Annotated in this window: 27 protein-coding genes and 1 tRNA gene; 6 read left to right on the top strand and 22 right to left on the bottom strand. The window is 39.8% G+C overall.

Translation table 11 applies throughout. The features are described from left to right. Nucleotides 1-533: 533 nt before the first annotated feature. From O3652_RS01160 to O3652_RS01110, 11 genes are all read right to left on the bottom strand, one after another. Nucleotides 534-809 (bottom strand): hypothetical protein, encoded by a 276-nt coding sequence (locus tag O3652_RS01160; RefSeq protein WP_125413627.1) that lies wholly within the window; start codon nucleotides 807-809, stop codon nucleotides 534-536. An 11-nt stretch (nucleotides 810-820) separates the two neighbouring features. Next, a complete protein-coding gene (locus O3652_RS01155; protein WP_125413626.1) occupies nucleotides 821-1,294 on the bottom strand; it encodes an SMI1/KNR4 family protein in 474 nt (157 codons plus the stop codon). A 223-nt stretch (nucleotides 1,295-1,517) separates the two neighbouring features. Continuing rightward, nucleotides 1,518-2,192: a hypothetical protein gene (locus O3652_RS01150; RefSeq protein WP_125413625.1), complete on the bottom strand. Its 675-nt coding sequence runs from the start codon at nucleotides 2,190-2,192 to the stop codon at nucleotides 1,518-1,520. Nucleotides 2,193-2,348: 156 nt separating this feature from the next. Further along, on the bottom strand, nucleotides 2,349-3,314 hold the full coding sequence (locus O3652_RS01145) for a hypothetical protein (RefSeq protein WP_033629955.1): 966 nt from the start codon (nucleotides 3,312-3,314) through the stop codon (nucleotides 2,349-2,351). 61 nt (nucleotides 3,315-3,375) lie between these two features. Beyond that, complete coding sequence (locus tag O3652_RS01140) at nucleotides 3,376-4,038, bottom strand: DUF443 family protein (RefSeq protein ID WP_125413624.1); 663 nt, start codon at nucleotides 4,036-4,038, stop codon at nucleotides 3,376-3,378. A 209-nt stretch (nucleotides 4,039-4,247) separates the two neighbouring features. Beyond that, nucleotides 4,248-4,319 (bottom strand) — tRNA-Arg (locus O3652_RS01135). Between the two features lie 42 nt (nucleotides 4,320-4,361). Further along, on the bottom strand, nucleotides 4,362-4,709 hold the full coding sequence (gene rplS / locus O3652_RS01130; protein WP_001068669.1) for a 50S ribosomal protein L19: 348 nt from the start codon (nucleotides 4,707-4,709) through the stop codon (nucleotides 4,362-4,364). A 118-nt stretch (nucleotides 4,710-4,827) separates the two neighbouring features. After that, nucleotides 4,828-5,157: a fluoride efflux transporter CrcB gene (gene crcB, locus O3652_RS01125; protein WP_125413623.1), complete on the bottom strand. Its 330-nt coding sequence runs from the start codon at nucleotides 5,155-5,157 to the stop codon at nucleotides 4,828-4,830. Further along, entirely contained in the window at nucleotides 5,151-5,525 is a 375-nt protein-coding gene (crcB, locus tag O3652_RS01120) for a fluoride efflux transporter CrcB (protein ID WP_000712084.1), read from the bottom strand. Before crcB (O3652_RS01120) ends, crcB (O3652_RS01125) begins: the two co-directional genes overlap by 7 nt. Continuing rightward, nucleotides 5,522-5,788, bottom strand: coding sequence for a chorismate mutase (locus O3652_RS01115; RefSeq protein ID WP_000362352.1), 267 nt, complete (start codon nucleotides 5,786-5,788; stop codon nucleotides 5,522-5,524). Before O3652_RS01115 ends, crcB (O3652_RS01120) begins: the two co-directional genes overlap by 4 nt. Before the next feature lie 115 nt (nucleotides 5,789-5,903). Further along, on the bottom strand, nucleotides 5,904-6,347 hold the full coding sequence (locus tag O3652_RS01110; protein ID WP_001162125.1) for a flavodoxin: 444 nt from the start codon (nucleotides 6,345-6,347) through the stop codon (nucleotides 5,904-5,906). Between the two features lie 103 nt (nucleotides 6,348-6,450). On the opposite strand from O3652_RS01110, the gene O3652_RS01105 reads away from it, so the two are divergent. The 3 genes from O3652_RS01105 to O3652_RS01095 all read left to right on the top strand — a co-directional run bounded on the left by O3652_RS01105 (nucleotide 6,451) and on the right by O3652_RS01095 (nucleotide 8,766). After that, nucleotides 6,451-7,395 carry a bifunctional oligoribonuclease/PAP phosphatase NrnA gene (locus O3652_RS01105; protein ID WP_000401790.1) on the top strand — a complete coding sequence of 315 codons (945 nt, stop codon included), beginning with the start codon at nucleotides 6,451-6,453 and terminating at the stop codon, nucleotides 7,393-7,395. 107 nt (nucleotides 7,396-7,502) lie between these two features. Next, the gene (locus tag O3652_RS01100) at nucleotides 7,503-8,360 is read left to right on the top strand and encodes a DUF5336 domain-containing protein (protein ID WP_125413622.1); all 858 of its coding nucleotides are present in this window, start codon (nucleotides 7,503-7,505) and stop codon (nucleotides 8,358-8,360) included. Between the two features lie 163 nt (nucleotides 8,361-8,523). Further along, on the top strand, nucleotides 8,524-8,766 hold the full coding sequence (locus O3652_RS01095) for a type B 50S ribosomal protein L31 (RefSeq protein WP_000710762.1): 243 nt from the start codon (nucleotides 8,524-8,526) through the stop codon (nucleotides 8,764-8,766). Between the two features lie 116 nt (nucleotides 8,767-8,882). On the opposite strand, the gene O3652_RS01090 is transcribed toward O3652_RS01095, so the two are convergent. The 8 genes from O3652_RS01090 to O3652_RS01055 all read right to left on the bottom strand — a co-directional run bounded on the left by O3652_RS01090 (nucleotide 8,883) and on the right by O3652_RS01055 (nucleotide 18,357). Then, the gene (locus tag O3652_RS01090) at nucleotides 8,883-10,217 is read right to left on the bottom strand and encodes an Nramp family divalent metal transporter (protein ID WP_000100513.1); all 1,335 of its coding nucleotides are present in this window, start codon (nucleotides 10,215-10,217) and stop codon (nucleotides 8,883-8,885) included. Nucleotides 10,218-10,433: 216 nt separating this feature from the next. Beyond that, on the bottom strand, nucleotides 10,434-13,610 hold the full coding sequence (gene carB / locus O3652_RS01085) for a carbamoyl-phosphate synthase large subunit (protein WP_125413621.1): 3,177 nt from the start codon (nucleotides 13,608-13,610) through the stop codon (nucleotides 10,434-10,436). 196 nt (nucleotides 13,611-13,806) lie between these two features. Beyond that, the gene (locus O3652_RS01080) at nucleotides 13,807-14,370 is read right to left on the bottom strand and encodes a hypothetical protein (RefSeq protein ID WP_084921974.1); all 564 of its coding nucleotides are present in this window, start codon (nucleotides 14,368-14,370) and stop codon (nucleotides 13,807-13,809) included. Nucleotides 14,371-14,374: 4 nt separating this feature from the next. Next, nucleotides 14,375-15,460, bottom strand: coding sequence for a carbamoyl phosphate synthase small subunit (locus O3652_RS01075; RefSeq protein WP_084943707.1), 1,086 nt, complete (start codon nucleotides 15,458-15,460; stop codon nucleotides 14,375-14,377). A gap of 49 nt (nucleotides 15,461-15,509) precedes the next feature. Further along, nucleotides 15,510-16,433 carry an aspartate carbamoyltransferase catalytic subunit gene (locus O3652_RS01070; protein ID WP_001293853.1) on the bottom strand — a complete coding sequence of 308 codons (924 nt, stop codon included), beginning with the start codon at nucleotides 16,431-16,433 and terminating at the stop codon, nucleotides 15,510-15,512. An 18-nt stretch (nucleotides 16,434-16,451) separates the two neighbouring features. Next, complete coding sequence (pyrR, locus tag O3652_RS01065) at nucleotides 16,452-16,973, bottom strand: bifunctional pyr operon transcriptional regulator/uracil phosphoribosyltransferase PyrR (protein ID WP_000850018.1); 522 nt, start codon at nucleotides 16,971-16,973, stop codon at nucleotides 16,452-16,454. Nucleotides 16,974-17,184: 211 nt separating this feature from the next. Then, on the bottom strand, nucleotides 17,185-17,814 hold the full coding sequence (gene nth, locus O3652_RS01060) for an endonuclease III (protein ID WP_125413620.1): 630 nt from the start codon (nucleotides 17,812-17,814) through the stop codon (nucleotides 17,185-17,187). Beyond that, complete coding sequence (locus O3652_RS01055) at nucleotides 17,815-18,357, bottom strand: DUF177 domain-containing protein (protein WP_000773190.1); 543 nt, start codon at nucleotides 18,355-18,357, stop codon at nucleotides 17,815-17,817. Nucleotides 18,358-18,525: 168 nt separating this feature from the next. On the opposite strand from O3652_RS01055, the gene O3652_RS01050 reads away from it, so the two are divergent. Next, on the top strand, nucleotides 18,526-18,855 hold the full coding sequence (locus O3652_RS01050; RefSeq protein ID WP_125413619.1) for a helicase BlpT: 330 nt from the start codon (nucleotides 18,526-18,528) through the stop codon (nucleotides 18,853-18,855). Between the two features lie 330 nt (nucleotides 18,856-19,185). After that, nucleotides 19,186-20,745: an ATP-binding cassette domain-containing protein gene (locus O3652_RS01045; protein ID WP_371589997.1), complete on the top strand. Its 1,560-nt coding sequence runs from the start codon at nucleotides 19,186-19,188 to the stop codon at nucleotides 20,743-20,745. Nucleotides 20,746-20,928: 183 nt separating this feature from the next. On the opposite strand, the gene O3652_RS01040 is transcribed toward O3652_RS01045, so the two are convergent. The 3 genes from O3652_RS01040 to O3652_RS01030 all read right to left on the bottom strand — a co-directional run bounded on the left by O3652_RS01040 (nucleotide 20,929) and on the right by O3652_RS01030 (nucleotide 23,097). Further along, entirely contained in the window at nucleotides 20,929-21,525 is a 597-nt protein-coding gene (locus tag O3652_RS01040; RefSeq protein ID WP_125413617.1) for a CPBP family intramembrane glutamic endopeptidase, read from the bottom strand. A gap of 110 nt (nucleotides 21,526-21,635) precedes the next feature. Further along, nucleotides 21,636-22,535 (bottom strand): zinc metalloprotease HtpX, encoded by a 900-nt coding sequence (htpX, locus tag O3652_RS01035; RefSeq protein ID WP_125413616.1) that lies wholly within the window; start codon nucleotides 22,533-22,535, stop codon nucleotides 21,636-21,638. A 1-nt stretch (nucleotide 22,536) separates the two neighbouring features. After that, the gene (locus tag O3652_RS01030; protein WP_000219840.1) at nucleotides 22,537-23,097 is read right to left on the bottom strand and encodes a LemA family protein; all 561 of its coding nucleotides are present in this window, start codon (nucleotides 23,095-23,097) and stop codon (nucleotides 22,537-22,539) included. Between the two features lie 93 nt (nucleotides 23,098-23,190). Here O3652_RS01030 and rsmG point away from each other — a divergent pair, with 93 nt between their 5' ends. Beyond that, nucleotides 23,191-23,904, top strand: a complete 714-nt coding sequence (gene rsmG / locus O3652_RS01025) for a 16S rRNA (guanine(527)-N(7))-methyltransferase RsmG (RefSeq protein WP_125413615.1) — start codon at nucleotides 23,191-23,193, stop codon at nucleotides 23,902-23,904. The last annotated feature ends 160 nt before the right edge of the window (nucleotides 23,905-24,064 follow it).

Here is a 24,064-nt window from a genome sequence, read left to right as displayed (position 1 = left end):
TGGTGCGAGCATTTCTTATCAAGCTCCCCATTACCCTCTTTCGCTTGTGCAAATTATTGGCTAAACACAAATAGAGAATAAACAAAAGCATCGAGTGGAAAAATAATGGCAAAAAACTAGGATATAACAGGAAGACGACTAAAGATACTAACAAACTAATAAAGCTACCACGAATTACGGAAGAAACAACAGCTCCACTTTTCTTTACTACCTCTAGGAATTCTAAATACCCCAAATCAGTAAATAGAGCCGGATATAAATCCAAATCTTTCTTAAAATAGGCATCTAGCAATTTCCCGAAAAGTAAGGAAAGACAAGAGAATAAAATCAAATAAATATACTTGTGAGCAGGTATACTAAAGATTGTCAATCCATTCAGAAATCTGATAAAAGGGAGAACGAGCAACACAAGGGACAAAATAACGTACTGTTGACTCTTAGAAGTTCTTTCTGGAATTGAAAAATACAATTTCTTTGTCTTTAAGTCATAATAGACTAATTTGTTCTTAAATTCTCCTAGATGAACTAGTTCTTTATAATGCTTTCTCTTTTCTTTCATTTTCTTTTTTCAGTTCTTTCTCCAATTGTTTTAAAACAACTAAAATATCGCTTTTATAATCCATGGTCTCATCTACAAATCTTCTTGCTAAACTAAAAAAGCTGACTTCATCTATCGTTTCTCCTCGCCCTATGCGTTCAGCCAGCTTGTAAATATCCTGAATGATTCCAGGATATCGTTTCTGGCTCGGATATTCCAAGTTAATCAGTCTTTTAATGATTTCTTCGTATTCTTGTAAACAAATATCCATCCATCACACCTCTAATCCTGTAACATAGCTAAAAACTCTGTAAAGTTATTAGCTACAAACTCTATGGCAGGCTCCAGCTCGTAGGATTCTTCGTGATACCAGATACAAATGCTTGGATGTTCGGCTTCCTCCGCATAGTTTAGACAAAGAAAGTCGCCACCAAACAATGCTGCTATGGGGATTAGTTGCATTCCCACTGAATCTTCATCAAATACAATACGACCTTCCAATTGCGTACTCACAACTCCAATATCGTAAGCTTCTTCTGACTTCTCACCTGAAATAGCTAGTATAGCTAAAAAGCGATCAATTACTTTCTCATTATGCCTAAAATGAAAATAACGTTTTGACGGAATCAATCCATTCTCATTCTTTATAAATTCCTTATAATCATCAGGCAGTTTAACCCTCCACACTACTTCTCTTTCCTGTAATAGCGCATCAGTTGGCAAGGGATAGATCATTGCTTGTTCTTTCTGAGTTATATTTTCTACTTCTTTCTCAATTTAAGATCTTTATACTACTAGCTCTGAAGAATTAATCATTCTCTTCCTTGTCCCATAATGGAGAGGGGTACATATAACTTCCGCTGTTTACTACATCTCTTCGTCCGTCACGAACTGTAAAATCTAACAGCTTGAAGAATTTCTCCAATATTAAAATGACTGGTATTTTTAAATTACAATCTTTTTGATTGAATTAAAAAAATTACTTTTCTTTCACTAGGTAAATTGCAGTACTGATTTGAACCAATTTTTCTTTAGATTCTAAACTTAGTAGTATATCGTATCTGTCATAGTACGCATATCCAAGACTAACTGAAAGTTTTGTGTCAGATGGAAGGTTATACTTTTCCACTATTTTTTTATATAACTCTGACTGATTTTCTGGTTGGTAAATAATATCACTCAATTCAGTTTCTGCGCTCTTAAATGTTTTTTTCACATCTAAGGAAGCAAAATAATCTCTTGAAACCATTAAATTTAGAATTTCTTCATCAAATAAAGGATTTATCTCTGACTCATAATTTAGTTTACCATTAGAGTACGTAACAGGAACAGTTTCTTTATCCTCGCCAAGTGTTATTGTGTAATCACCTTTAATGTCAGATTGATTAATATCTACGTCCACTTCATACTTTTTGACTTCATCTTGATTTTTTATATAAACATCACTAATGTATGACTTTAGTCCAGTAAAGTCCTTCTTGTCTTGTTCTAAAAATTTAAACATGGGCTCAAACGTTTTTTCGAATTCGTACTGCTCCTTTGTCCTGTTTTTGGGAATGGTTTCACCACCCAAACTACATCCATTTAGTGCAAAAAGTGTCAAAAACATTAGCATTACACTAACAACCCAAAATAAGCGTTTATGATTTTTCATCTCTTTCTCCTAAACATTCTATGCCTATTATAACATAAAAAAGAGAGCGGTTTCGCTCTTTATCTATTTCCATATACTCTTATAACATACAACTAGCATCTTGTTTGATAGAAGATAAAGATATAGAAAAAGCAAGCTCAATAGCTTGCTTGATAGTTAAGGAATTAAAAATTGATTTTCATAGTCTTTTGGGAGCTTATAAGATATTTCTCCATTACTATTACCAAATCGACTTTGATTAAAAATTGGAAATAGCTTGGAGTCGTAATTCGTTTTTATAGCAAAACGTTCATTTTCAAAACTAATAGTTGCAGCAACTGAGGGATCCTTAAAAACTGATTGTTCCCCTTGGGAATGCAAGCGAACATTTATAGTAGCTATTTCTTCAGGATATCTCTCAAATCTAACATTAAAAAGAATGTCGCTACCTCTCGAAGGAATGTACATTTGATAGTTACTTACACTTATACTCTGAATCTTTCCTAATTTCTGTTCCAATTCTGGGTCGTTTCTATACAGGTTGGTTTGGATAGCTAGTTTGAAATTTTCCTCATGTTCATGTAGCCATTTGTTTAGAAAACGAATCATAATTTCTTTTCGAACTTGCCAGTCTGCATCCTTGCCTTTGCGAACAGCAAAATCCAAAAGATTATTCATAGTTTCATTCAATTTATCTTGCTTTCGCTTCCAATCCCATGAGGGATCACTTGATACCTCTACTACTGATAAGTACCATCTCTTCATAGTTTCAGGAGATTTGTAAGGATTGGGTTTTATAAAGGTAAAAGGTGGTATACCAGCATCAGGAAAGTATAATTCTACTTTCATTGACTGCTTGCGATTATTATTAACATAGGCTGTAAAATAAATATGATAATTTCCACCTACATCTCCACCATTATCAAAAGACCCCCTCGCAGAACCTGGTAAAAGCGTCACAGACTTTATATATTGCCCTTGACTGTCTATGTCTGCAATAATTTCTCTCTTGATAGAATCCTCATGATCATGAATAAACTTACCTGTGTTCCCAATCGGCACCCTAATAAACAAATAAGACAAAGCAAGAATCATAAAGGGAACGGAAATCGCAAGGAATATCCACTTGTTCGTTTTTAACATAATATCTCCTGATGCTCATTTAAAAATCAGTTATAAAACAGCATTTATGCTTTTTTTCAACTTATAACTTTTCTATTTTTTCAAAAATAATCTCTTGCTTCTCGTAACTTTCTCGGAGTGGTAACATACCTAAGATCACCGTAAAGAAACCCAAAGATAAAATACTGTTAATGATAAGGATAGAGGCCTCTGTCCCATTATCAGTAAATATATAAAATGCTAAACATCCTATAACTGCAACAAAAAGAATAGGCAGAAGTTTATACAGTTTTAATTGACGTTGTGAGCTTGCTAGTTTGAAAACTATTTGATACTTCGTTTCTTTACTGGAAAGCTTTTGTTGAAGATTATGACGAACCACAAAAGCAATGAACCTGAAAGTAAGATAAGCTAAGACAATAGAGAGGAAAAACAATCCTAATTTAAAAGAAATATTATGGCTAATGTCGTAACTCTTAAAAACATTCGTAACAATTCTATAACAAGCTCCACCTATTGCTACACCTATTCCAATACCAAGAGATTTGCTTATAGTTGGCGCTAGACTCTCAAATCTCATATCTCTTATATCTAACTTTAAGCATTTGGCAGTAATTTCATTAGGAAGAGAACCCCAGAAATAAGTTTTAGGACTAATACTAGTCATATCCAAAAGATATTTTTCACCGTCAACTTCTATGATTTTATGAAACGTTTTATTTGTTTCTTTAAATTTTAATGCCATATTTACCACCTAAACTACATCCATTCAGCGCAAAAAGTGTCAAAAGCATTAGCATTAAACTAACAACTTCAAATAAACGTTTATTGTTTTTCATCTCTTTCTCCTAAACATTCTATGCCTATTATACCACACCATAGATATCATATTAAATGTTTAAAATTTGGTCAAAGAAAAAACACTGGTTATCCAGTGTTTTGTTTCTAGTTTACTGCCCCCTGCAGGAATCGAACCTGCAACTACTCCTTAGGAGGGAGTTGTTATATCCATTGAACTAAGGGAGCTAGAGAAAAACCCTGCTGGGCAAGCAGAGTTTTTTAGTCGAATTAACGACGGATTTCTTTGATACGAGCTGCCTTACCTTGAAGTGCACGCAAGTAGTACAATTTCGCACGACGTACTTTACCGTAACGAACAACTTCGATCTTTTCAACACGTGGAGTGTGGATTGGGAAGATACGCTCAACACCTACACCGTTAGAGATTTTACGAACTGTGTAGTTTTCTGAGATGCCTGCACCTTTACGTGCGATAACAACACCTTCAAAAATCTGGATACGTTCACGGTTACCTTCGACAACTTTCGCGTGTACACGAACTGTGTCACCAGGACGGAATGATGGGATATCTGTACGAAGTTGACCTTCAGTCAAGCTTTGGATTAATGGATTCATTTTATTCTCCTATCTTTGTCAATCTTGAGGAACCTTCCTCAGCGGATAAACTGTATTTTTGTGCGTCCATTACACACAAGATACAGTTTACCAAATTTCCACCTAAAAGTAAAGAAATTTATAGCAGAATTCCTAAAAAAATCGCTAGAAAACCGCCTAGGTAAGTTAAGAGAAAATAGCTATAAAATACCTTCTTATCACTAAGTAGTCTTTGTAGCTCATCATTCAGAGTTGAAAAGGTCGTCAACCCACCACAGAAACCTGTCGCGAGGATAGCATAGACTTCCTTGGACTCCACATGATTGTAGAGTAGACCGATCAAAAAACATCCTAGAAGATTGGCTATGAGAGTTCCTAGGGGCAATTTAGAAGATTGATTGTATCGGGAAAAGAAATACCGCACTAGGGCTCCAAGTCCGCAGGCGATTGCAAGATAGACGATTACCATTTCTTCCTCCCTAGACAATAAGCCAAGAGCAGGCCTCCGCCAATACTCAAAAGTAGGTAGATGCCTAAACTAAGATAACGCTCGGTATCGAGCAACTTCACAGCATCCAAAAGCAGGCTAGAAAAGGTTGTTAAACCACCGCAAAAGCCTGTACCCAGCGCCAAAACCAAACCTTTACTGCTTCCCTTATAGACCAGATAGCCTTTTACCAGATAGACCAAGCAGAAAATTCCCAGATAGTTGACAAGGAGGGTTCCCCAAGGAAAGTCAGGACTGGCTGGCAACTGACTAGATAGAAAATAGCGGACAAGTCCACCCAACATAGCAGCTAAAAAAATCCCTAGCGGATAGAATTGTTCTTTTTTCATTTGATGTTTTGATCCTGATAGTCACGCGAACGTTTGAGAATATCTGAAAAAGTCGCAACAATGGTTTCTTGATAATTCTTATTGGTTACACGACTTCTTACCCTTTCAAAAATGACTTCTTCTCGCTTGCTATCTAAAATAGGTTTTCCTGAGGCTTTCTTATAGGCAACTACTCCCTCAACCAAATGCATCCGTTCTTCTAGGAGCTTGACGATTTGGTCGTCGATTTGATCAATTTCTTGCCGAATACTAGCTAAATCCATAGTGTCTCCTCCTTTATTTGAATTATTGTATCAAAAAGCCAGCAAATAGGCTAGTAAAATCTAGTTTAACTACTAAAAACTGCACTGACTTCTTCCAGTCAGCGCAGCTTGTTTCTTATCCTACTTTTGCAGCCAATTCTTCTGCGAATTGTTCCAAGCGTTCGATGTCTTCTTCTTCAGCAGAAAGGTCCACTTTAACACACTCTGAACCTTTTTCTGCTCCTGTTGCTACAAAAACGCGATCAAAGTCATCGACAGCCTTACAGAATTCGTCGTAGAAGGTATCTCCTGAGCCAACAACTCCGTAGATTTTGCCATTCAAGTTGAGGTCTGCTAGGTCTTCGTAGAAGTCCATCATCTCATCAGGCAATTCTCCATCACCATAAGTATAGGTTGCAACGATAGCGATGTCTGCTTCCAAGAAGTCTGAAGCGTCAACAGTTGTACATTCATCCACATCGACATCCAAGCCCAAGTCACGCAATTTGTCTGCTACAATATCTGCAATTTCTTCGGTATTACCGGTCATACTGGCAAATACAATTTTTGCTAATGCCATATCGTCCTCCTCAATTTATCTTTCTCCATTATATCATATCTTTTTCATTTTAAAAATAAAAATTCTTGTGCTACAATGAAATGAGAAAGAATTGAGGTTATTTATGGAAATTTGCCAGCAAATTTTAGAGAAAATCAAAGAATACGATACCATTATCATTCATCGTCATATGAAACCAGATCCAGATGCCTTAGGGAGTCAGGTAGGTTTAAAAGCTCTTCTCACACACCATTTTCCAGAAAAGACCATCAAAGCAGTCGGTTATAACGAACCAACTCTAACCTGGATGGCGGAAATGGATACTGTCCAAGACAATGACTACCAAGGAGCTCTTGCTATTATTTGTGATACAGCGAATCGCCCTCGTATCGATGATAAACGCTACGAACAAGCTAATTTCACCATCAAAATCGATCACCATCCAAATGATGACATCTATGGTGACCTATCTTGGGTGGATACAAGTTCAAGCAGCGCCAGTGAGATGATTGCATTATTTGCTCAAGAAAATCAGCTAACTTTGTCTAGTGAAGCGGCACGACTTCTCTATGCAGGAATTGTCGGGGACACAGGGCGTTTTCTCTACCCTTCAACCAGTGCCCGTACCTTTAGAATAGCTGGCCAGCTCCGAGAAATTGATTTTGACTTTGCTGGACTGTCTCGTCAAATGGATACCATGAGCTTCAAGATTGCAAAACTGCAAGGGTATGTCTATGATCATTTAGAAGTTGATGAGAATGGAGCTGCACGCGTTCTACTTACTCAAGACACCTTGGAAAAATATAAGGTTACGGATGCTGAAACAGCTGCAATTGTCGGAGCACCTGGCCGAATTGATACTGTTAAGGCTTGGGCTATCTTTGTTGAACAAGCTGATGGTCACTTCCGTGTGCGTATGCGCAGTAAAATCACTCCTATCAATGAGATTGCCAAACGACACGACGGAGGAGGGCATCCATTAGCCAGTGGCGCCAATTCCTATAGTCTAGAAGAAAACGAACAAATATACAAAGAACTAAAAGAGGCCCTACAGATGCACCAAGGCTAAGAAAGAATTTTCTTGGCCTTTTATATGCTAGTTTCTTAAAATATACGGTTTCTTTGTACCTCAGTTTATGGTATAATAAATCAAACTGAATAAAAGGAGACATAATAATGGAAAAAAATCGTTTGTATATTCTCATTTCTGCTGGAGTAGCAATCCTTGGTTCACTCTTGCCATGGGCTAGTTTAAATGCAGGTTCTTTTGGGTCCTATAGTGTGAATGGTTACCAAGGTGATGGGTGGTTTGTCATTATCGCGGCTATTGTGTCTATTGTTCTTGCGTGCTTGAATAACATGAATAAAGCAATGCCTAAAGGGTTCTCAATTGGTGTCATTGTTGCGGGTGCAATTGCAACTCTCGTCACACTAAATAGTCTCTTTAATGTAAATAAGTACATGTCTAACTTTGGTGGATATGGCATTTCAATCGGCTTTGGTTTGATTTTGGCTATTCTTGCTAGCATTGCACTAGTTGTAACTGGTCTCTTGGCAATGTCAGGTGGTAAAATTACAAAAGAATCATTTACTGAATTAGCCGAGTCTGGTAAAGATTTTGCTCAAACTGTCGGACGTGTAACAAGCTCTACCGTTAAAACTGCGGTCGAAGAAATCAAAAAAGAATCTCAAGAACGTAAAAAAGAAGAAACTACTGCTGAAAAAACAGAGACTGTTAAAGAGGAAACCGAGCAAAAAGAAGAAGCTAAGGAACCAGCTAATGTAGAAGCTGAATCAGCAGCAGAAAACGCAGAACCAGTAAAAGAAGAAACTACTGAATCTGAAACAAAAACAGAAGCTGAGCCAGTAGCCGAACCAACAGAAACAGAGGCTGAAGCTGAAACAGAATCAACAGAAACAGAAACTACTGAATCTGAAAAAGAGGCTAAATCAGCAGCAGAAAACACAGAACCAGTAAAAGAAACAGAAGTAAAAAATGAACAAGAAGAAAAAGCTCCTAATCAAGAGAACTAATCATTCTTCTACCCTCACTCCAGTAAACACTGGAGTGATTTTTTATCAAGATTTTTAATAAAATCAGGGAAAAGACTTGCCAAACTTATCAGAATCTGATAGACTAGTATGGTAACAATCTATGGCTCGCAAAGAGACCATGGCAGAAAGGAAATATTGCAAAATGAAAAAAGATATCCATCCAGAATATCGCCCAGTTGTCTTCATGGACACAACTACTGGTTACAAATTCCTTAGCGGTTCAACAAAACGCTCTAACGAAACTGTTGAGTTCGAAGGCGAAACTTACCCATTGATCCGTGTGGAAATTTCATCAGACTCACACCCATTCTACACTGGACGTCAAAAGTTCACTCAAGCAGATGGACGCGTGGATCGTTTCAACAAAAAATACGGTCTCAAATAATGATAAAAAAGAACAGTTACCACTGTTCTTTTTTTTTACTTCTTTTTATGAACCAACCCCTACTACTTTCTATTTGTCAACCTTCAAGCTGACACTATAATTGATTTCAACCGAGTTTAAAAAATATCGAAAAGAAGCTTGATATTGAGAATGGTCAAGATGATTGAAACTGCGTAACCTAGGATTGTATTCCACTTGGCATTAGTGAATTCTCCCATCAGTGACTTCTTAGAGGTCAGATAGATTAAGGGGAAGATTGAAAACGGAAGAGCGATTGACAGAAAGACTTGTGAATAGACCAATAACTGATCCAAAGTTTTTTCTTGATGCCCAAACAAAACGGCAACAATAATCACAGGGAGTAAGGCAAAAATCCGTGTACCGATACGGATAATCCACTGAGGTAATTTCAGATGCAAGAAACCTTCCATGACAATCTGTCCTGTCAAAGTACCTGTAATGGTCGAATTTTGACCACTTGCTAAGAGGGCTAGGGCAAATAAAGTTGACAGAGTTGAACTAGCTATCGCTCCTGCTATCTTCGAATCCTGTAAAGCATTGTACATTTGAGAAAAAGCTGAAATTTCAGATGCATGACCAAAAAAGAGAGATGCCCCTAAAATGAGAAGCAAGGAATTGACAATAAAGGCTAGGGACAACTGAAGATTTGAATCCCAGGTCATAAAACGCACGGCTTTTCGAACATCCTTCTTATCTTTGTGATTGATTTTCCTTGTTTGGGATAGGGATGAATGAAGATAGAGATTATGGGGCATGACTGTCGCCCCCACAATTCCTAAAGCCAAGGTCAATTGGCTTTCATGACCTGGTAATGGTGTTTCAAATAATGTTGGAGTCGGTAAATAACCACCAAAAATACCCTGAATACTTGGATTGGATAAAGCCACCAGATAGGTAAAGATGGCTAATATGGTTAAAATAAGGGTCGTAACAATGGCTTCAATCTTTTTGAAGCCAAATTTCATCAACAACAACAAAAGAAATACGTCTAAAACGGTTAAGAGGATAGCGACCATAATTGGTATTTTAAATAAAAGATTTAAGGCAATCGCTGAGCCTAGAACCTCAGCTAAGTCGGTCGCCATTAAAGCTAATTCTAAAATCACCCATAAACTATAACGAAGCCACTTGGGAGCATGATGTGCAGTTGCCTGTGCTAGGTCCATCCTAGTTACGATACCGAGCTTTCCAGCCATCTGTTGTAGTTGCATGGCAATGATGGATGAAATCAAAATAACAAATAAGAGACTATATTTGTAGGAAGCACCACCAACCACACTGGTAATCCAGTTTCCAGGATCCATATAACCAACTGCTACAAGGGCTCCAGGTCCTAAAAATGCTTTTAGATTTTGCCAAAAATGATTGTTATTGGGAGTTTCAATAGATTGATTGATCTCAGAAAGAGAGACCTTTTTGTAAGAAGACATCGGGATTTTACACTTTCTAATCTGTCTTTACCTATTTTCTTAATGGAAATTTTGAAAATATAATGAAAATAGTTTTCCATTTCCAATTCTACCTTATTATATCACAATTTAGAACGATTCTTCAGGAAAGAATGATGGTTGAAATAAGCAATTTCTGTATTGCAAAAGCCAGCGTTTTCTAACGCTGGCTTTAAAACTGTGAAAATTCTGTCTCAACTAGATTGCTTCTGTGACAAAACTACGGCTTTCTAGCACCTTGAGCATGGCATTAGCTGTATCTAGAGCTGTAAAGAGTGGCACACCGTGTTCAATGGCTGAACGGCGGATTTGCTCACCATCTTCGTCAGCAGTTCGTTTTGTTCCGACAGTATTGATGATTGCTTGGATTTTCCCTTTGCGAACAAAGCTTGGGATATCCTGATCGTCATCACCAATCTTACCAACAGGTTGGGCTTGAAGTCCATGACTGGCAAAGAATGCTGCTGTCCCTTCTGTCGCAAGGATACCATAACCGATATTTTGGAAACGACGAGCCAAGTCCAAGGCTTCATCTTTGGCATCATCAGCGATGGTAAATACAACGTTACCAAAGGTTGGCAAGTGCAGGTAAGAAGCTTCAAAGGCCTTGTACAAAGCTTTTTCAAGAGTAGTATCAGAACCCATAACTTCCCCTGTTGACTTCATTTCAGGACCGAGCAAGCTGTCTACCTTAGCTAGTTTCGTAAAGGAGAAGACTGGCGCCTTGATATGAACGCGAGTGCTTTCTGGATAGAGTCCATCTTGATAGCCAAGTTCTTCAAGACTTTGCCCAAGAATGAGCTTGGTCGCTACCTGAGCCATAGGAATATTAGTTACCTTAGAAAGGAATGGAACCGTACGGCTGGCACGTGGATTGACCTCAATAACGTATACTTTTTCATCCTTGATGACAAACTGGATGTTCATCATTCCAAGACAGTTAAGGCCAATTGCTAGACGTTTGGTATAGTCTGCGATGGTTTCCTGCACCTTTTGCGACAAGGTTTGTGGTGGGTAAACGGCCATTGAGTCACCTGAGTGGACACCGGCACGTTCGATATGTTCCATGATACCAGGGATGAGAACATTTTCCCCGTCTGAGATGGCATCGACTTCACACTCTTGCCCAACGATGTAAGAATCGACAAGGACTGGATGGTCTGGACTAGCCTTAACAGCGGTACGCATGTAAGAACGAAGGTCTTTTTCGTTTTCGACGATTTCCATAGCACGTCCACCCAAGACATAAGATGGACGAACGAGAACTGGGAAACCAATCTTGCGAGCAGCAAGCACAGCTTCTTCTTCATTGGTAGCTGTTTGACCTGGTGGCTGTGGAATATCCAAGTCTTTAAGGGCTTGTTCAAAGAGGTCACGATCTTCGGCACGGTCTAGGTCAGCGACTTGCGTACCAAGGATGGTCACACCTGCTTTTGCCAAAGGCTCCGCAAGGTTGATGGCTGTTTGACCACCGAACTGAACGATAACGCCTTTTGGTTGCTCCAAATCGATAACATTCATGACATCTTCGAATGTTAATGGCTCAAAGTAGAGCTTGTCAGATACCGAGAAGTCTGTTGAAACGGTCTCTGGGTTTGAATTCATGATGATGGCTTCATAACCAGCAGCCTGAATCGCCTTCACCGAGTGAACAGTTGCATAGTCAAACTCAACCCCTTGACCGATACGGATTGGACCTGAACCTAGGACTAGGACGGATTCCTTATCAGACTTGATAGATTCATTTTCCCAACCATAGGTTGAATAGAAGTATGGTGTTTCAGAGTCAAACTCCGCCGCACAAGTATCAACCATCTTGTAAACTGGGACAATCTTGTTTTCCAAGCGAAGTTGGCGAACTTGCTCAGTGGTCGTTTTCCAAAGTTCCGCAATCTTGCGGTCTGAAAATCCATTGAGTTTAGCTGTTTTCAAGACTTCTAGATCTTGTGGATGGGCACCTAATTCTTGCTCAATTTCAAAGATGTGCAAGAGTTTATCCAGATAGAAGATATCAATCTTGGTCAATTCAGCAATTTCTTCTGGTGTATAACCACGGCGAATGGCTTCTGATACGTAGAAGAGACGGTCATCTTGGGCTTTCACAACCTTTTCAATCAAGGCATCATCAGAAACAGTTGCCAGTTCAGGCATTTCATTGTGGTGAACCCCAATTTCAAGTGAACGACAGGCTTTTAGAAGAGACTCCTCAATGTTCCGACCGATGGCCATGACTTCTCCAGTCGCCTTCATCTGAGTACCAAGACGACGCTCACCTTTTTCAAACTTGTCAAATGGGAAACGTGGAATCTTAGCAACGACGTAGTCAAGGGCTGGTTCAAACATAGCATAGGTTGAACCTGTAACTGGGTTGATGACCTCATCCAAGGTCAAACCGACGGCAATCTTAGCTGCCAATTTAGCAATCGGATAACCCGTCGCCTTAGAAGCAAGGGCTGACGAACGCGATACACGAGGGTTTACTTCGATAACATAGTACTTGAAGCTATGCGGATCAAGGGCCAGCTGAACGTTACACCCACCTTCAATCTTGAGAGCGCGGATAATGCTCAAGCTCGCGTCACGAAGCATTTGGTTTTCATAGTCTGACATGGTTTGCGCAGGAGCAAATACGATAGAATCCCCTGTGTGAATCCCCACTGGGTCAAAGTTTTCCATGTTACAAACAACGAGGGCATTGTCAGCTGAGTCACGCATGACTTCGTATTCGATTTCCTTGAAACCTGCGATTGAACGCTCAATCAAACATTGGGTAACAGGTGACAATTTCAACCCATTTTCAGCGATTTCACGCAATTCTTCCTCGTTGGCACACATACCACCACCAGTACCACCTAGGGTAAAGGCTGGACGGACAATGACTGGATAGCCGATTGATGCCGCAAAAGCAACAGCTTCTTCCACTGTGTTGACAATTTCAGATTCTGGAATTGGTTGCTCAAGCTCTTCCATCAATTGTTTAAAGAGGTCACGGTCCTCTGCTTGGTCGATGGCAGACAATTTAGTACCTAGAAGCTCTACTCCAAGCTCATCTAGGATGCCGTTTTTAGACAATTCCATGGCCATATTGAGCCCTGTCTGACCTCCAAGAGTTGGAAGCAAAGCATCTGGACGTTCCTTACGGAGAATACGCGTCACAAACTCAAGTGTAATCGGTTCGATGTAAACCTTGTCAGCAATCTCCTTATCCGTCATGATAGTGGCAGGGTTTGAGTTTACCAAGACAACCTCATAACCTTCCTCTTTCAAAGACAAGCAGGCCTGGGTCCCAGCATAGTCAAACTCAGCAGCCTGACCAATAATAATCGGACCAGAACCAATCACCATAATTTTTTGAATATCAGTACGTTTAGGCATAGTTTATGATACAAAGCCCGTCAAGAACAAAGTGAAAATAGGAAACTCGGTGCAGACGCCTTTAGCGTCAAGACGATGTTTATCTTTTTCACACAGTTCTTAGGGCGTGTTCACTTCCGCGAACAATGTATCTTCTCCTTTCTATTCGTCGCCTCACAGAGCGACATTAAATAAATGAATTTATTTAGAAATTTTATCAGTTAATTAACTTAAGTATGAACTTTTCGAAATCCTCTGTTGTTGTTGTTTTAATAACTTGGTTTCCTGTCCTTAAAGTAATAGCAAACAAATGGGAACCAATTACTTTTTCCTTTAAAAATTTCTCTGTCAAATTCCAATAATGAACCGAAGTTTTATACTTTGGTACTACCTCACTAAACGTAATGTAACCAAAGCTAAAATCCTTATTTAACCTTCTAACCTCATTAACAGCTTTTGCAATACTATCCGTATTTTTTACAGGATCATATAACCCATTAACTTTACATTCTATTATTGCTTTTACATCTTCATAATTATATGCAAAATTATTACAAAGAGAATTTTCTTTTAAAATTAATAAATCATACTCATATTTGCTACCTACCACAAAGGCATTGATTTCTGATACTTTTAAAGGTAGATTATTTTTCTTTATGATATTAGAAACTTCATTTCTTAATAATTCATTAGCAACTTTTCCTTTGTATTTTGAGTAGCCTTTATATTCGTCAGATTTTTCTTCAAAAATTTCCTGAAATTTATAAAATAAATTATTCATTGCCTCAACAGCCTTTCAGTTCTTTAAAGGCTTCCATCATCTCGATAAATTCATCAAATAGGTAGCTTGCGTCGTGTGGACCAGGAGCTGCATCTGGGTGGAATTGTACAGAAAAACCTGGTTGGTATCTGTGACGCACACCCTCAACTGATTTATCATTGATTTCTTCGTGGGTAATGATCAAATGCTCTGGTAAGTCCTCACGGCTGACTGCATAACCATGGTTTTGGCTGGTAAAGTCTACACGTCCTGTTGCAATCTCACGTACCGCGTGGTTAAATCCACGGTGACCAAATTTCATCTTGTAGGTCTTAGCACCGTTTGCCATAGCAAAGAGTTGGTGTCCCATACAAATACCGAAAATTGGAATTTTCCCTTGCACACCACGAATCATGTCCAGTGCTTCTGGAACGTCTTCTGGGTTACCTGGACCATTTGACAACATAACTCCATCAGGATTGAGGTGGAGAATTTCTTCTGCCGTTGTTGAATACGGAACGACGGTCACGTTACAGTTACGCTTAGAAAGTTCACGTAAGATGGAGTGCTTGAGACCAAAGTCTACTAAGACCACACTCAAACCAACTCCAGGAGCTGGGTAGGAAGTTTTAGTAGAAACCTGCTTGATATTGTCTGTCGGCAAGACTGTTGCTTGGAGCTGATCCGTCACATGGTCCATGCTGTCCCCAACGTGAGTCAAGGTTGCACGCATAGTACCGTGCTTACGGATAATCTTGGTAAGGGCACGCGTATCAATCCCTGAAATACCAGGAATTTTCTTAGCTATCAAAAATTCATCCAAGGTCATTTGGTTGCGCCAGTTACTAGCTCGACGCGCCTCTTCGAAAACGACAACTCCTTTACAAGTTGGAATGATGGATTCGTAATCATCACGGTTAATTCCATAATTTCCCACCAAAGGATAGGTAAAGGTCAAGATTTGTCCATTATAAGACTGGTCTGTAATGGATTCTTGGTAGCCAGTCATCCCTGTGTTAAAGACGATCTCACCTGTTACATCAATGTCTGCTCCGAAGGCCTTTCCTTCAAAAACTGTGCCATCTTCTAATACTAGAAGTCTTTTTGTCATATTTTCACCTCTCGTGGACGCTCACTGGCGTCTTTTAACGTCTTGTGTTTTAGTTGGCGTTTCTACTCGCCAATACGGATTCTAAAATTGCCATTCGAACAAAGACACCGTTGGTCATTTGTTGGACAATGCGTGATTTTGGTGCTTCAACCAAGTGGTCAGCAATTTCCACATCTCGATTCACTGGAGCAGGATGCATAATGATTGCTGTTTCTTTTAAGCGATTATAGCGTTCTTGGTTCAAACCGTGTTGAGCATGGTAGTCTTCTTTTGAAAAAACGGCTCCACTATCATGGCGTTCATGTTGAACTCGGAGTAACATCAAAACATCCACCTGATCAACAATCTCATCAATAGTTACAAACTGTCCATAGTCCGCAAACTCTTGACTTCTCCATTCCTCAGGTCCTGCAAAGAACAGTTCAGCTCCCAAGCGTTTCAAAATCTGCATATTGGATTTGGCAACGCGTGAGTGGTCCAAGTCGCCTGCAATAGCAACCTTGAGACCCTCAAAGTGACCAAATTCCTCATAAATAGTCATCAAATCAAGCAAGCTCTGGCTAGGATGTTGTCCCGAACCATCACCACCATTGATAATAGAAGTTGTAATTGACGGACTTGCAATCAACTCTCTGTAATAGTCGACCTCTGGGTGGCGAATCACACAGACATCCACTCCTAGAGCAGATAGGGTCAAGATGGTATCATACAATGTCTCACCCTTATTGACCGAGCTAGTCTTCACATCAAAGTCCAGTCGCTCCAACCCTAGCTTAATCTCTGCCACTTCAAAGGACTTATGTGTCCGTGTAGAATCTTCAAAGAAGAGATTCGATACGATAGGTTTGTTCTCGTAGGGAAGTTGGGCTCCGTTTTTAAACTCGATTCCTCGTTTGATCAATTTCATCACTTGATCAACTGTAAGGTCTTCCATGGAAACCACATGGTTCAATGCTTGTTGATTTTCTGACATGGCTACTCCTTCAGCTTTCTAAGCTTCTTCAGTAATCAGAACTCTGTCTTGGCCATCAAGTTCTGTCATCTCTACGATGATTTCTTCAGAACGACTGGTTGGGATATTTTTCCCAACGTAATCTGGACGGATTGGCAATTCTCTATGTCCACGGTCAACTAGCACCGCAAGACTCACGCGCGCAGGACGACCATGGCCAACAATATTATCAATAGCAGCACGGATAGTACGGCCTGTATAGAGTACATCATCCACCAAGATAACTTCACGGTCTGTCACATCAACAGAAATCAAAGAAGTATCTTCTCCGCTTTTAACATCATCACGGAAAGGTTTGGTGTCCAATTCCACAACAGGAACAGTGATATTTTCCAACTGCTCCAAGCGTTCTTTGATACGATGAGCAATGAAAACACCACGCGTCTTTATCCCTGCTAGGATAATCTTATTCAAATCTTTATTGCGCTCGATAATCTCATAAGTAATTCGCGTAATCGCTCGTTTGACAGTCAATTCGTCTACAACTTCTTTTGTCTTCATGACAAACCTCCAAAAAGAAAAGTCTCCTTCTACAAGGAGACTTGAAATGTATGGCCAAGCGAGCCCAACTATAAACAGTATAGACTTCACCCTTCTACTTTATCGCGCTCCTTGCCTGCCTCACGGGACAGGTTTAAAGGATTATTTAGTTATCATTTACTATAGCATAAAGCACCCTTAAAATCAAGCAAAAACTTTTTTCAGTGTCCTCTTAAACATTGCTAAAATCATACAGTTGGGGATAGTGATCGCATTCTGGATTTTTGGGATGACAGATAGCTCGTCCAAAGTAAATCATGGCCTGGTGAGCTGCTAACCATTCTTCTGGTGGCAAGACATCCATAACACGTTTTTCTACTTCAAGTGGCGTAGCTGATTCTTTAACGATATCATGATGCTTGCAGATACGCTCCACATGAGTATCCACTGCAAAAGCAGGAATCCCAAACCCCACACTCATGACGACATTTGCTGTTTTACGACCAACACCAGCTAGACTTTCTAATTCCTCTCGAGTCTGAGGCACTTGACCATCAAAATCCTCTAGTAACTGTTGGGCACATTTTTTAAGGAATTTAGCCTTATTTCGATACAGTCCCAGGCGAGAAATGTGTGAAGCAATTTCACTCTCTGTCGCTACAGACATGGCTTGTGGCGTTGGAAAAGCAGCAAAGAGACCTGGTGTGGCCTTGTTTACCGCTGCATCTGTGGTTTGGGCTGACAACATCACCGCAACCAAGAGTTCAAAATGATTGGTAAAATCAAGACTAGGCTTAGCATCTGGAAAAAGGGCAATAATTTCCTCTATGACATGACGGGCACGTTTCTTGGATAAAACCATCTACTCGTCTCCATCAAACAGTCCTTGCAAGCCAGCAAATGGACTGTTTTCTTCTTTTTTGACTGCTTGTTGAGCTTGGTATTCATCTTCAGTCATGATTTGCCAGTCATTTCCTGACACAAAACCTTGGCCCGCCTCTTCTTCTGCCGTCAAGACTTTGATAGGGATATTGAGCAGAATATTATCTGCTACGCTCTCAGCAAGGTCGATTTCCCCATTTTCGATAGGCAAGACCAAGTCATCATCAAGAACCTCCTGGTCCAGTTGGTTGGTCGCTCCTTCCATGAAGACCTCTGTGACTGGATAAGACTCAGCCAACTCAACTGGCTCCATACTGCGGCTGGAAGCAAGGACAATGGTATATGACAACTGATAGTCTAAGAAATACAGACGGTCTTCGTACTGCACCTTCCCCACTGCAAGGATATCTTTGACATCTAAAATCTCTTGGTTCCGTTTACGCAAGTCTGCTGCCAGGTCTAAAGCTTGTTCAAAATGCAGGCCTTCAGGTTGCTTACGAATTTCTTGAATATTTAACTTCATATTTCCTCCATAAAGATGTACTCACTTGATTATACCATGAAAAGGCTATAAGTCAGCCTCCCAAACTTTGATATTAAAATCTCATTTTTTAACATATTTACTATGACAAACTTTCCTATTAGTGCTATACTATAGGCAAGAATACATCAGAGCAAGGAGGATGCTCATATGGAAGACAAAGCACTCATCACTGAAGCTTATCAACTCCTTTCCAAGTTAAATAAAAGCTTCCAAAGCTGCAAACAAGGAACAGCTGATGATTTTCGACTGCAAGAGCTGCTGAACACCACGCTTAAGGAACTAAAAAAAGCAGAAAAGCTAGACAACAGTATCTTAATCGACCTTGAGAAATTTTACCAACGCACCAGTCTTCTGATTGGACTAGGGAGCCTAAAACTGAATGATCAAGCTCGTACTGCTTGGCGTAACTATGACAAGTTCCACTACGAACATGTCAAACACGTGCTAACTCTCTATGGGCCTGTTTTCGGATTTTAGAGCTTGAAATTACTTGTTTTCTATTGACAAAATTTCCTGAAAGGTATAGGATAGAGGTACTAATACTCGGAGGTATGGGAGACATGAACAACTAATCTATCAAATAAAGAACTTTATTTAGTAGATCTTGTTTTTGTCTCTTTTTTGTGTGCTCTTTTTATACTAGATTTTCTAGTATCTTGTCCTCATTGAAAATCAAAAAACTAGAAAGCTATGCTCCTCTTGGGTTAGGTTAGGCAGCTCCAAGCTAGTTTGACGAGTTTTTCAACGAGGATAATAGAGTTTTGACAGTGACTTTGGGCTCTACTAGATAAAGTAGAGCTTTTTGTTATGCACTATCGACATTCTAGAAAGGGCAACAATATGATAAAAATCAATCATCTAACTATCACGCAAAACAAAGATCTACGAGATCTTGTATCTGACCTAAGCATGACTATCCAAGACGGGGAAAAGGTTGCTATTATTGGTGAAGAAGGAAATGGTAAATCGACTTTACTACGAGCTTTAATGGGGGAAGCATTATCTGATTTTACTATCAAGGGCGACATCCAGTCTGACCTTCAATCACTGGCATGCATTCCTCAAAAAATCCCTGAAATCCTGAAAAATAGGACTCTACATGACTACTTCTTTTTAGATTCTGCTGATTTAGACTACAGCATTCTTTATCGTTTGGCGGAGGAGTTGCACTTTGATAGCGACCATTTTGCTAGCGACCAAGAAATTGGCAGTCTATCAGGGGGCGAAGCTTTGAAAGTTCAGCTCATTCACGAGTTAGCCAAACCTTTTGAGATTCTTTTTTTAGATGAACCTTCAAATGACCTAGACCTTGAGACGGTTGATTGGCTAAAAAGGAAGATACAGAAGATGAAGCAAACTGTTATTTTCATTTCCCATGATGAAGACTTTCTTTCTCAAACGGCTGATACTATTGTCCACTTGCGACTGGTCAAGCATCGAAAAGAAGCGGAAACGCTAGTCGAGCATTTAGACTATGATCGCTATAGTGAGCAGAGAAAGGCTAGCTTTGCCAGACAAAGCCAGCAAGCTGCTAACGACCAGAGAGCCTATGACAAAACCATGGAAAAACATCGCCGCGTCAAGCAAAATGTAGAAACTGCACTTCGAGCTACCAAAGACAGTACAGCCGGTCGCCTATTGGCTAAAAAGATGAAAACTGTTCTCTCTCAAGAAAAACGCTTTGAAAAGGAAGCTCAGTCCATGATCCAAAAGCCACTTGAAGAGGAACAAATCCAACTTTTCTTCTCAGATATCCAACCATTACCGGCTTCTAAAGTCTTAATTCAACTGGAAAAAGAAAATTTGTCCATTGGCGAGCGTATTTTAGCTCAGGAGTTACGACTAACGGTCCGTGGCCAAGATAAAATCGGTATCATTGGGCCAAATGGTGTTGGGAAATCAACTCTGTTAGCCAAGTTGCAACAGCTGCTCAGCGCCAAAAGAGAGATTTCGCTTGGTTTTATGCCACAAGATTACCATAAAAAACTGCAATTGGATTTATCTCCAGTAGCCTACCTCAGCCACACTGGACAAAAAGAAGAACTACAGAAAATCCAATCTCACCTAGCCAGTCTCAATTTCAGCTATCCAGAGATGCACCACCAAATCCGCTCCCTATCTGGCGGGCAACAAGGTAAACTCCTACTTTTGGATTTAGTGTTGCGCAAACCAAACTTTCTCCTTCTGGATGAGCCTACACGAAATTTTTCTCCCACTTCTCAACCTGAAATCAGAAAACTCTTTACCTCCTATCCCGGCGGTCTGATCACTGTTTCGCATGACAGACGCTTCTTAAAAGAGATCTGTACGAGTATCTATCGTTTGACAGAGGAAGGTTTGGAAGTCGTTGATTTACAAGATTTATAAATGTTGAACATAGCAAAAATCCAGAGAGATTTCTCTGGATTTTTTTACATACGTCATTCTTGGGAACATTGATATAAAGATCGATGCTGGCATCGTCCTTCTGATAGATTATGCTCTGACTTTTGTTTCAATTGTATAAGCTAGAAATCATTTTTTTACAGCTCAAAGCATTCTAATATGACATTATCTCATATACAAAAAGCAAAATGCAACCAGATTATTGAGGATATGCAAAAGAATGGAATTCCATAGGTTGTCAGAAGTCTTGTACCTTACCCCAAATGCAAATCCCATACCTAAATAGCTGATAAAGCTAGGAATAGTATAGGGACCATGCAGATAAGCAAAAAGAAGCGATGTGGCAAACAAGCCAAAATATGTATTCTTAAATACTATCCCCTGTAACATACCTCGCATAAAGATTTCTTCCGTGACAGGTGCCAAAACACAGAGATCCACAAAAAGTACAGACCAGGAAAGTGATAAACTTTGCACAGTTTGAGTTGTCTCTGATTGGGTAGGGCCTAAAAAATTGATCAAAATATAAAAGAGAAAAAGCACGGCGTATGAAAGAAAACATTTAAGAATATCTTTTAGGCGGATTTTCCGAATGTGAAACAAGTCATACTTTTTTCCTACATATAAAAATATTGCAAGTTCAACAAGGGTAAAAAGGATGGATAGCGTTAATGAATTTATTCGCATGATTTTCTCTGCTATACTCAAATGAATTGGCATAAAAATCAAAATCAAGAAAAACGTCATCCAGCGCTTATACATCATTCACCTCAATTATATAGAATTACATATATTATACTATTTTTTGGTGAGATAACAAGTTAAAAGTGAGATACTAAAAGCAAAAATCCAGAGGTCATCTCTGGATTTTTTTACATGTGTTTCAAGCGTTCGATTCGTTCTGAGATAGGTGGGTGGGTATAAAAGAGTTTTTGAAGTCCACCACCTTTCTTAGGATCATTGATATAAAGAGCGCTGCTGGCATCGTCAACATGTTGATGCATCGGCTCGCTATTCTCCAACTTACGCAAGGCATTGATCATCCCTTGAGGATTGCGAGTCAACTCCACACTGGATGCATCCGCCAGAAATTCCCTCTGACGGGAAATGGCAAGTTGCACCAAAGTTGCTGCGAGAGGTGCTAGAACAATGGCTAAGAGAGAGATAATAAGCATGATAATCTCCAAACCATTTCCATCGCGATCATTATCACTCCGTCTGCGACCTGCTCCTCCCCACCACATCATCCGTCCTGCCATACTAGACAGAAGGGTAATGGCACTGGCAAGGGCGACAGCAATGGTCGAAATGCGAATATCGTAGTTTCGGATATGACTGACTTCATGCCCCATAACAGCTTCTAGCTCCTCACGGTTCATGATGGCTAGGAGACCCGAAGTGGCTGCGACAGCTGCATTCTGCGGGTTTGAACCTGTTGCAAAGGCATTTAAAGAAGAATCCTCAATGATGAAAACACGCGGCATGGGAATCTGAGCGACCATGGCCATATCTTCTACTACATGGTAGAGGTCTGGTGCTGTTTGCTCATCAACCTCACGCGCTCCATTCATAGACATGACAATCTCTGTCGATTGAAAGATCATGGTCAGAGCGTAGATAAGACCAATAATCAAGGCTATAATCATGCCACCAAGACCTGAACGCATAAAGAGATAGCCAACAGCATAACCAACCAAGGCCAAGAGTAGGAAGAAAACCAGCAATAAAATCCATGTTTTTCGTTTATTGCTTGCAATTTGATCAAACAACATCTTAGTCACCTAAACCACTAAAGTCAACTTTAGGAACTGCCTTTTCCTCTTCAGGCGTTTGAAGGAAGTCTGCAGCTTTAAAGCCAAATAGTCCTGCGATGACGTTACTTGGGAAGCTTTCAAGTTTTACATTGTAGTTGCTGACAACACTATTGTAGAGTTGGCGAGAGTAAGAAATTTTATTTTCTGTATTGGTCAACTCTTCTTGCAATTTGATAAAGTTAGCACTAGCTTTCAAGTCTGGGTAATTCTCTGCTACTGCAAAGATACCAGAAATCTGACGGGTAAGGGCATCACTGGCCTTCATAGCTTCTGCCGGTGAAGTTGCTGCGGCTACTTGTCTACGAAGTTCTGTTACTTTTTCCAAGGTAGAACCTTCATATTTGGCATAGCCTTTGACTGTTTCAATCAAGTTTGGGAGGAGATCATTACGACGCTTCAACTGAACATCTATCTGGCTCCAAGCCTCCTTGGTCTGCATACGATTTTTAACCAAACCGTTATAGCTAACAATCACAAAAATAACAATCAGAGCCAAAACTCCAAGAATAATCCAAGTCATAATCTTATTCCTTTCTGCTTTTAGATTAATACCAGTATATCAAAATTTTAATGAATATGGTAAAATAAGATGATACTAGAGAAGGAAACTACTATGAAGCCAGAAACATTTTACAGCCTACTAGCTGAGCAAAATCTTCCACTTTCTGACCAGCAAAAGAACCAATTTGAACGCTATTTTGAACTCTTGGTCGAGTGGAATGAAAAGATTAACCTGACCGCTATTACAGACAAAGAAGAAGTCTACCTTAAACACTTTTATGATTCAATTGCACCCATCCTACAAGGCTTGATCCAAAATGAGAATATCAAACTTCTTGATATCGGAGCTGGGGCAGGATTTCCTAGTCTTCCTATGAAAATCCTCTATCCTCAGTTAGATGTGACCATCATTGATTCGCTAAATAAGCGCATCAACTTCCTCCAACTATTAGCTCAGGAGCTGAATTTGGACGGAGTTCACTTCTACCATGGACGTGCAGAAGACTTTGCCCAAGACAAGAACTTCCGTGCTCAGTTTGATATGGTGACAGCTCGTGCTGTTGCCCGTATGCAGGTCTTGTCTGAATTGACCATTCCCTATCTTAAAGTTGGTGGAAAACTACTGGCGCTCAAGGCCAGCAATGCTCCCGATGAATTGCTAGAAGCCAAGAATGCTCTCAACCTCCTCTTTAGCAAGGTAGAGGACAACCTCAACTATGCCCTGCCAAATGGAGATCCGCGCTACATCACTGTGGTAGAAAAGAAAAAGGAAACACCTAACAAGTACCCAAGAAAGGCTGGCATGCCAAACAAACGCCCACTTTAATTTTTTAGTAAAAAAATTATTTACAAAACGGACCTCGCTCTCGCATTTTTGGGCTCGGGAAAAAATGATTTACAAAATCAACCTCGCTCTCACATTTCCAGGCTCGGGAAAAAATGATTTACAAATCTGCCTCGCTCTCGCATTTCTGGGCTCGGGAAAA

Origin of the sequence: Streptococcus sp. 27098_8_23 (assembly GCF_041432195.1) — a bacterium.
Taxonomy (GTDB): Bacteria; Bacillota; Bacilli; order Lactobacillales; family Streptococcaceae; genus Streptococcus.
The sequence above is the reverse complement of the archived record's forward strand: the minus strand, read 5'-3'. Positions and strand labels throughout refer to the sequence as shown.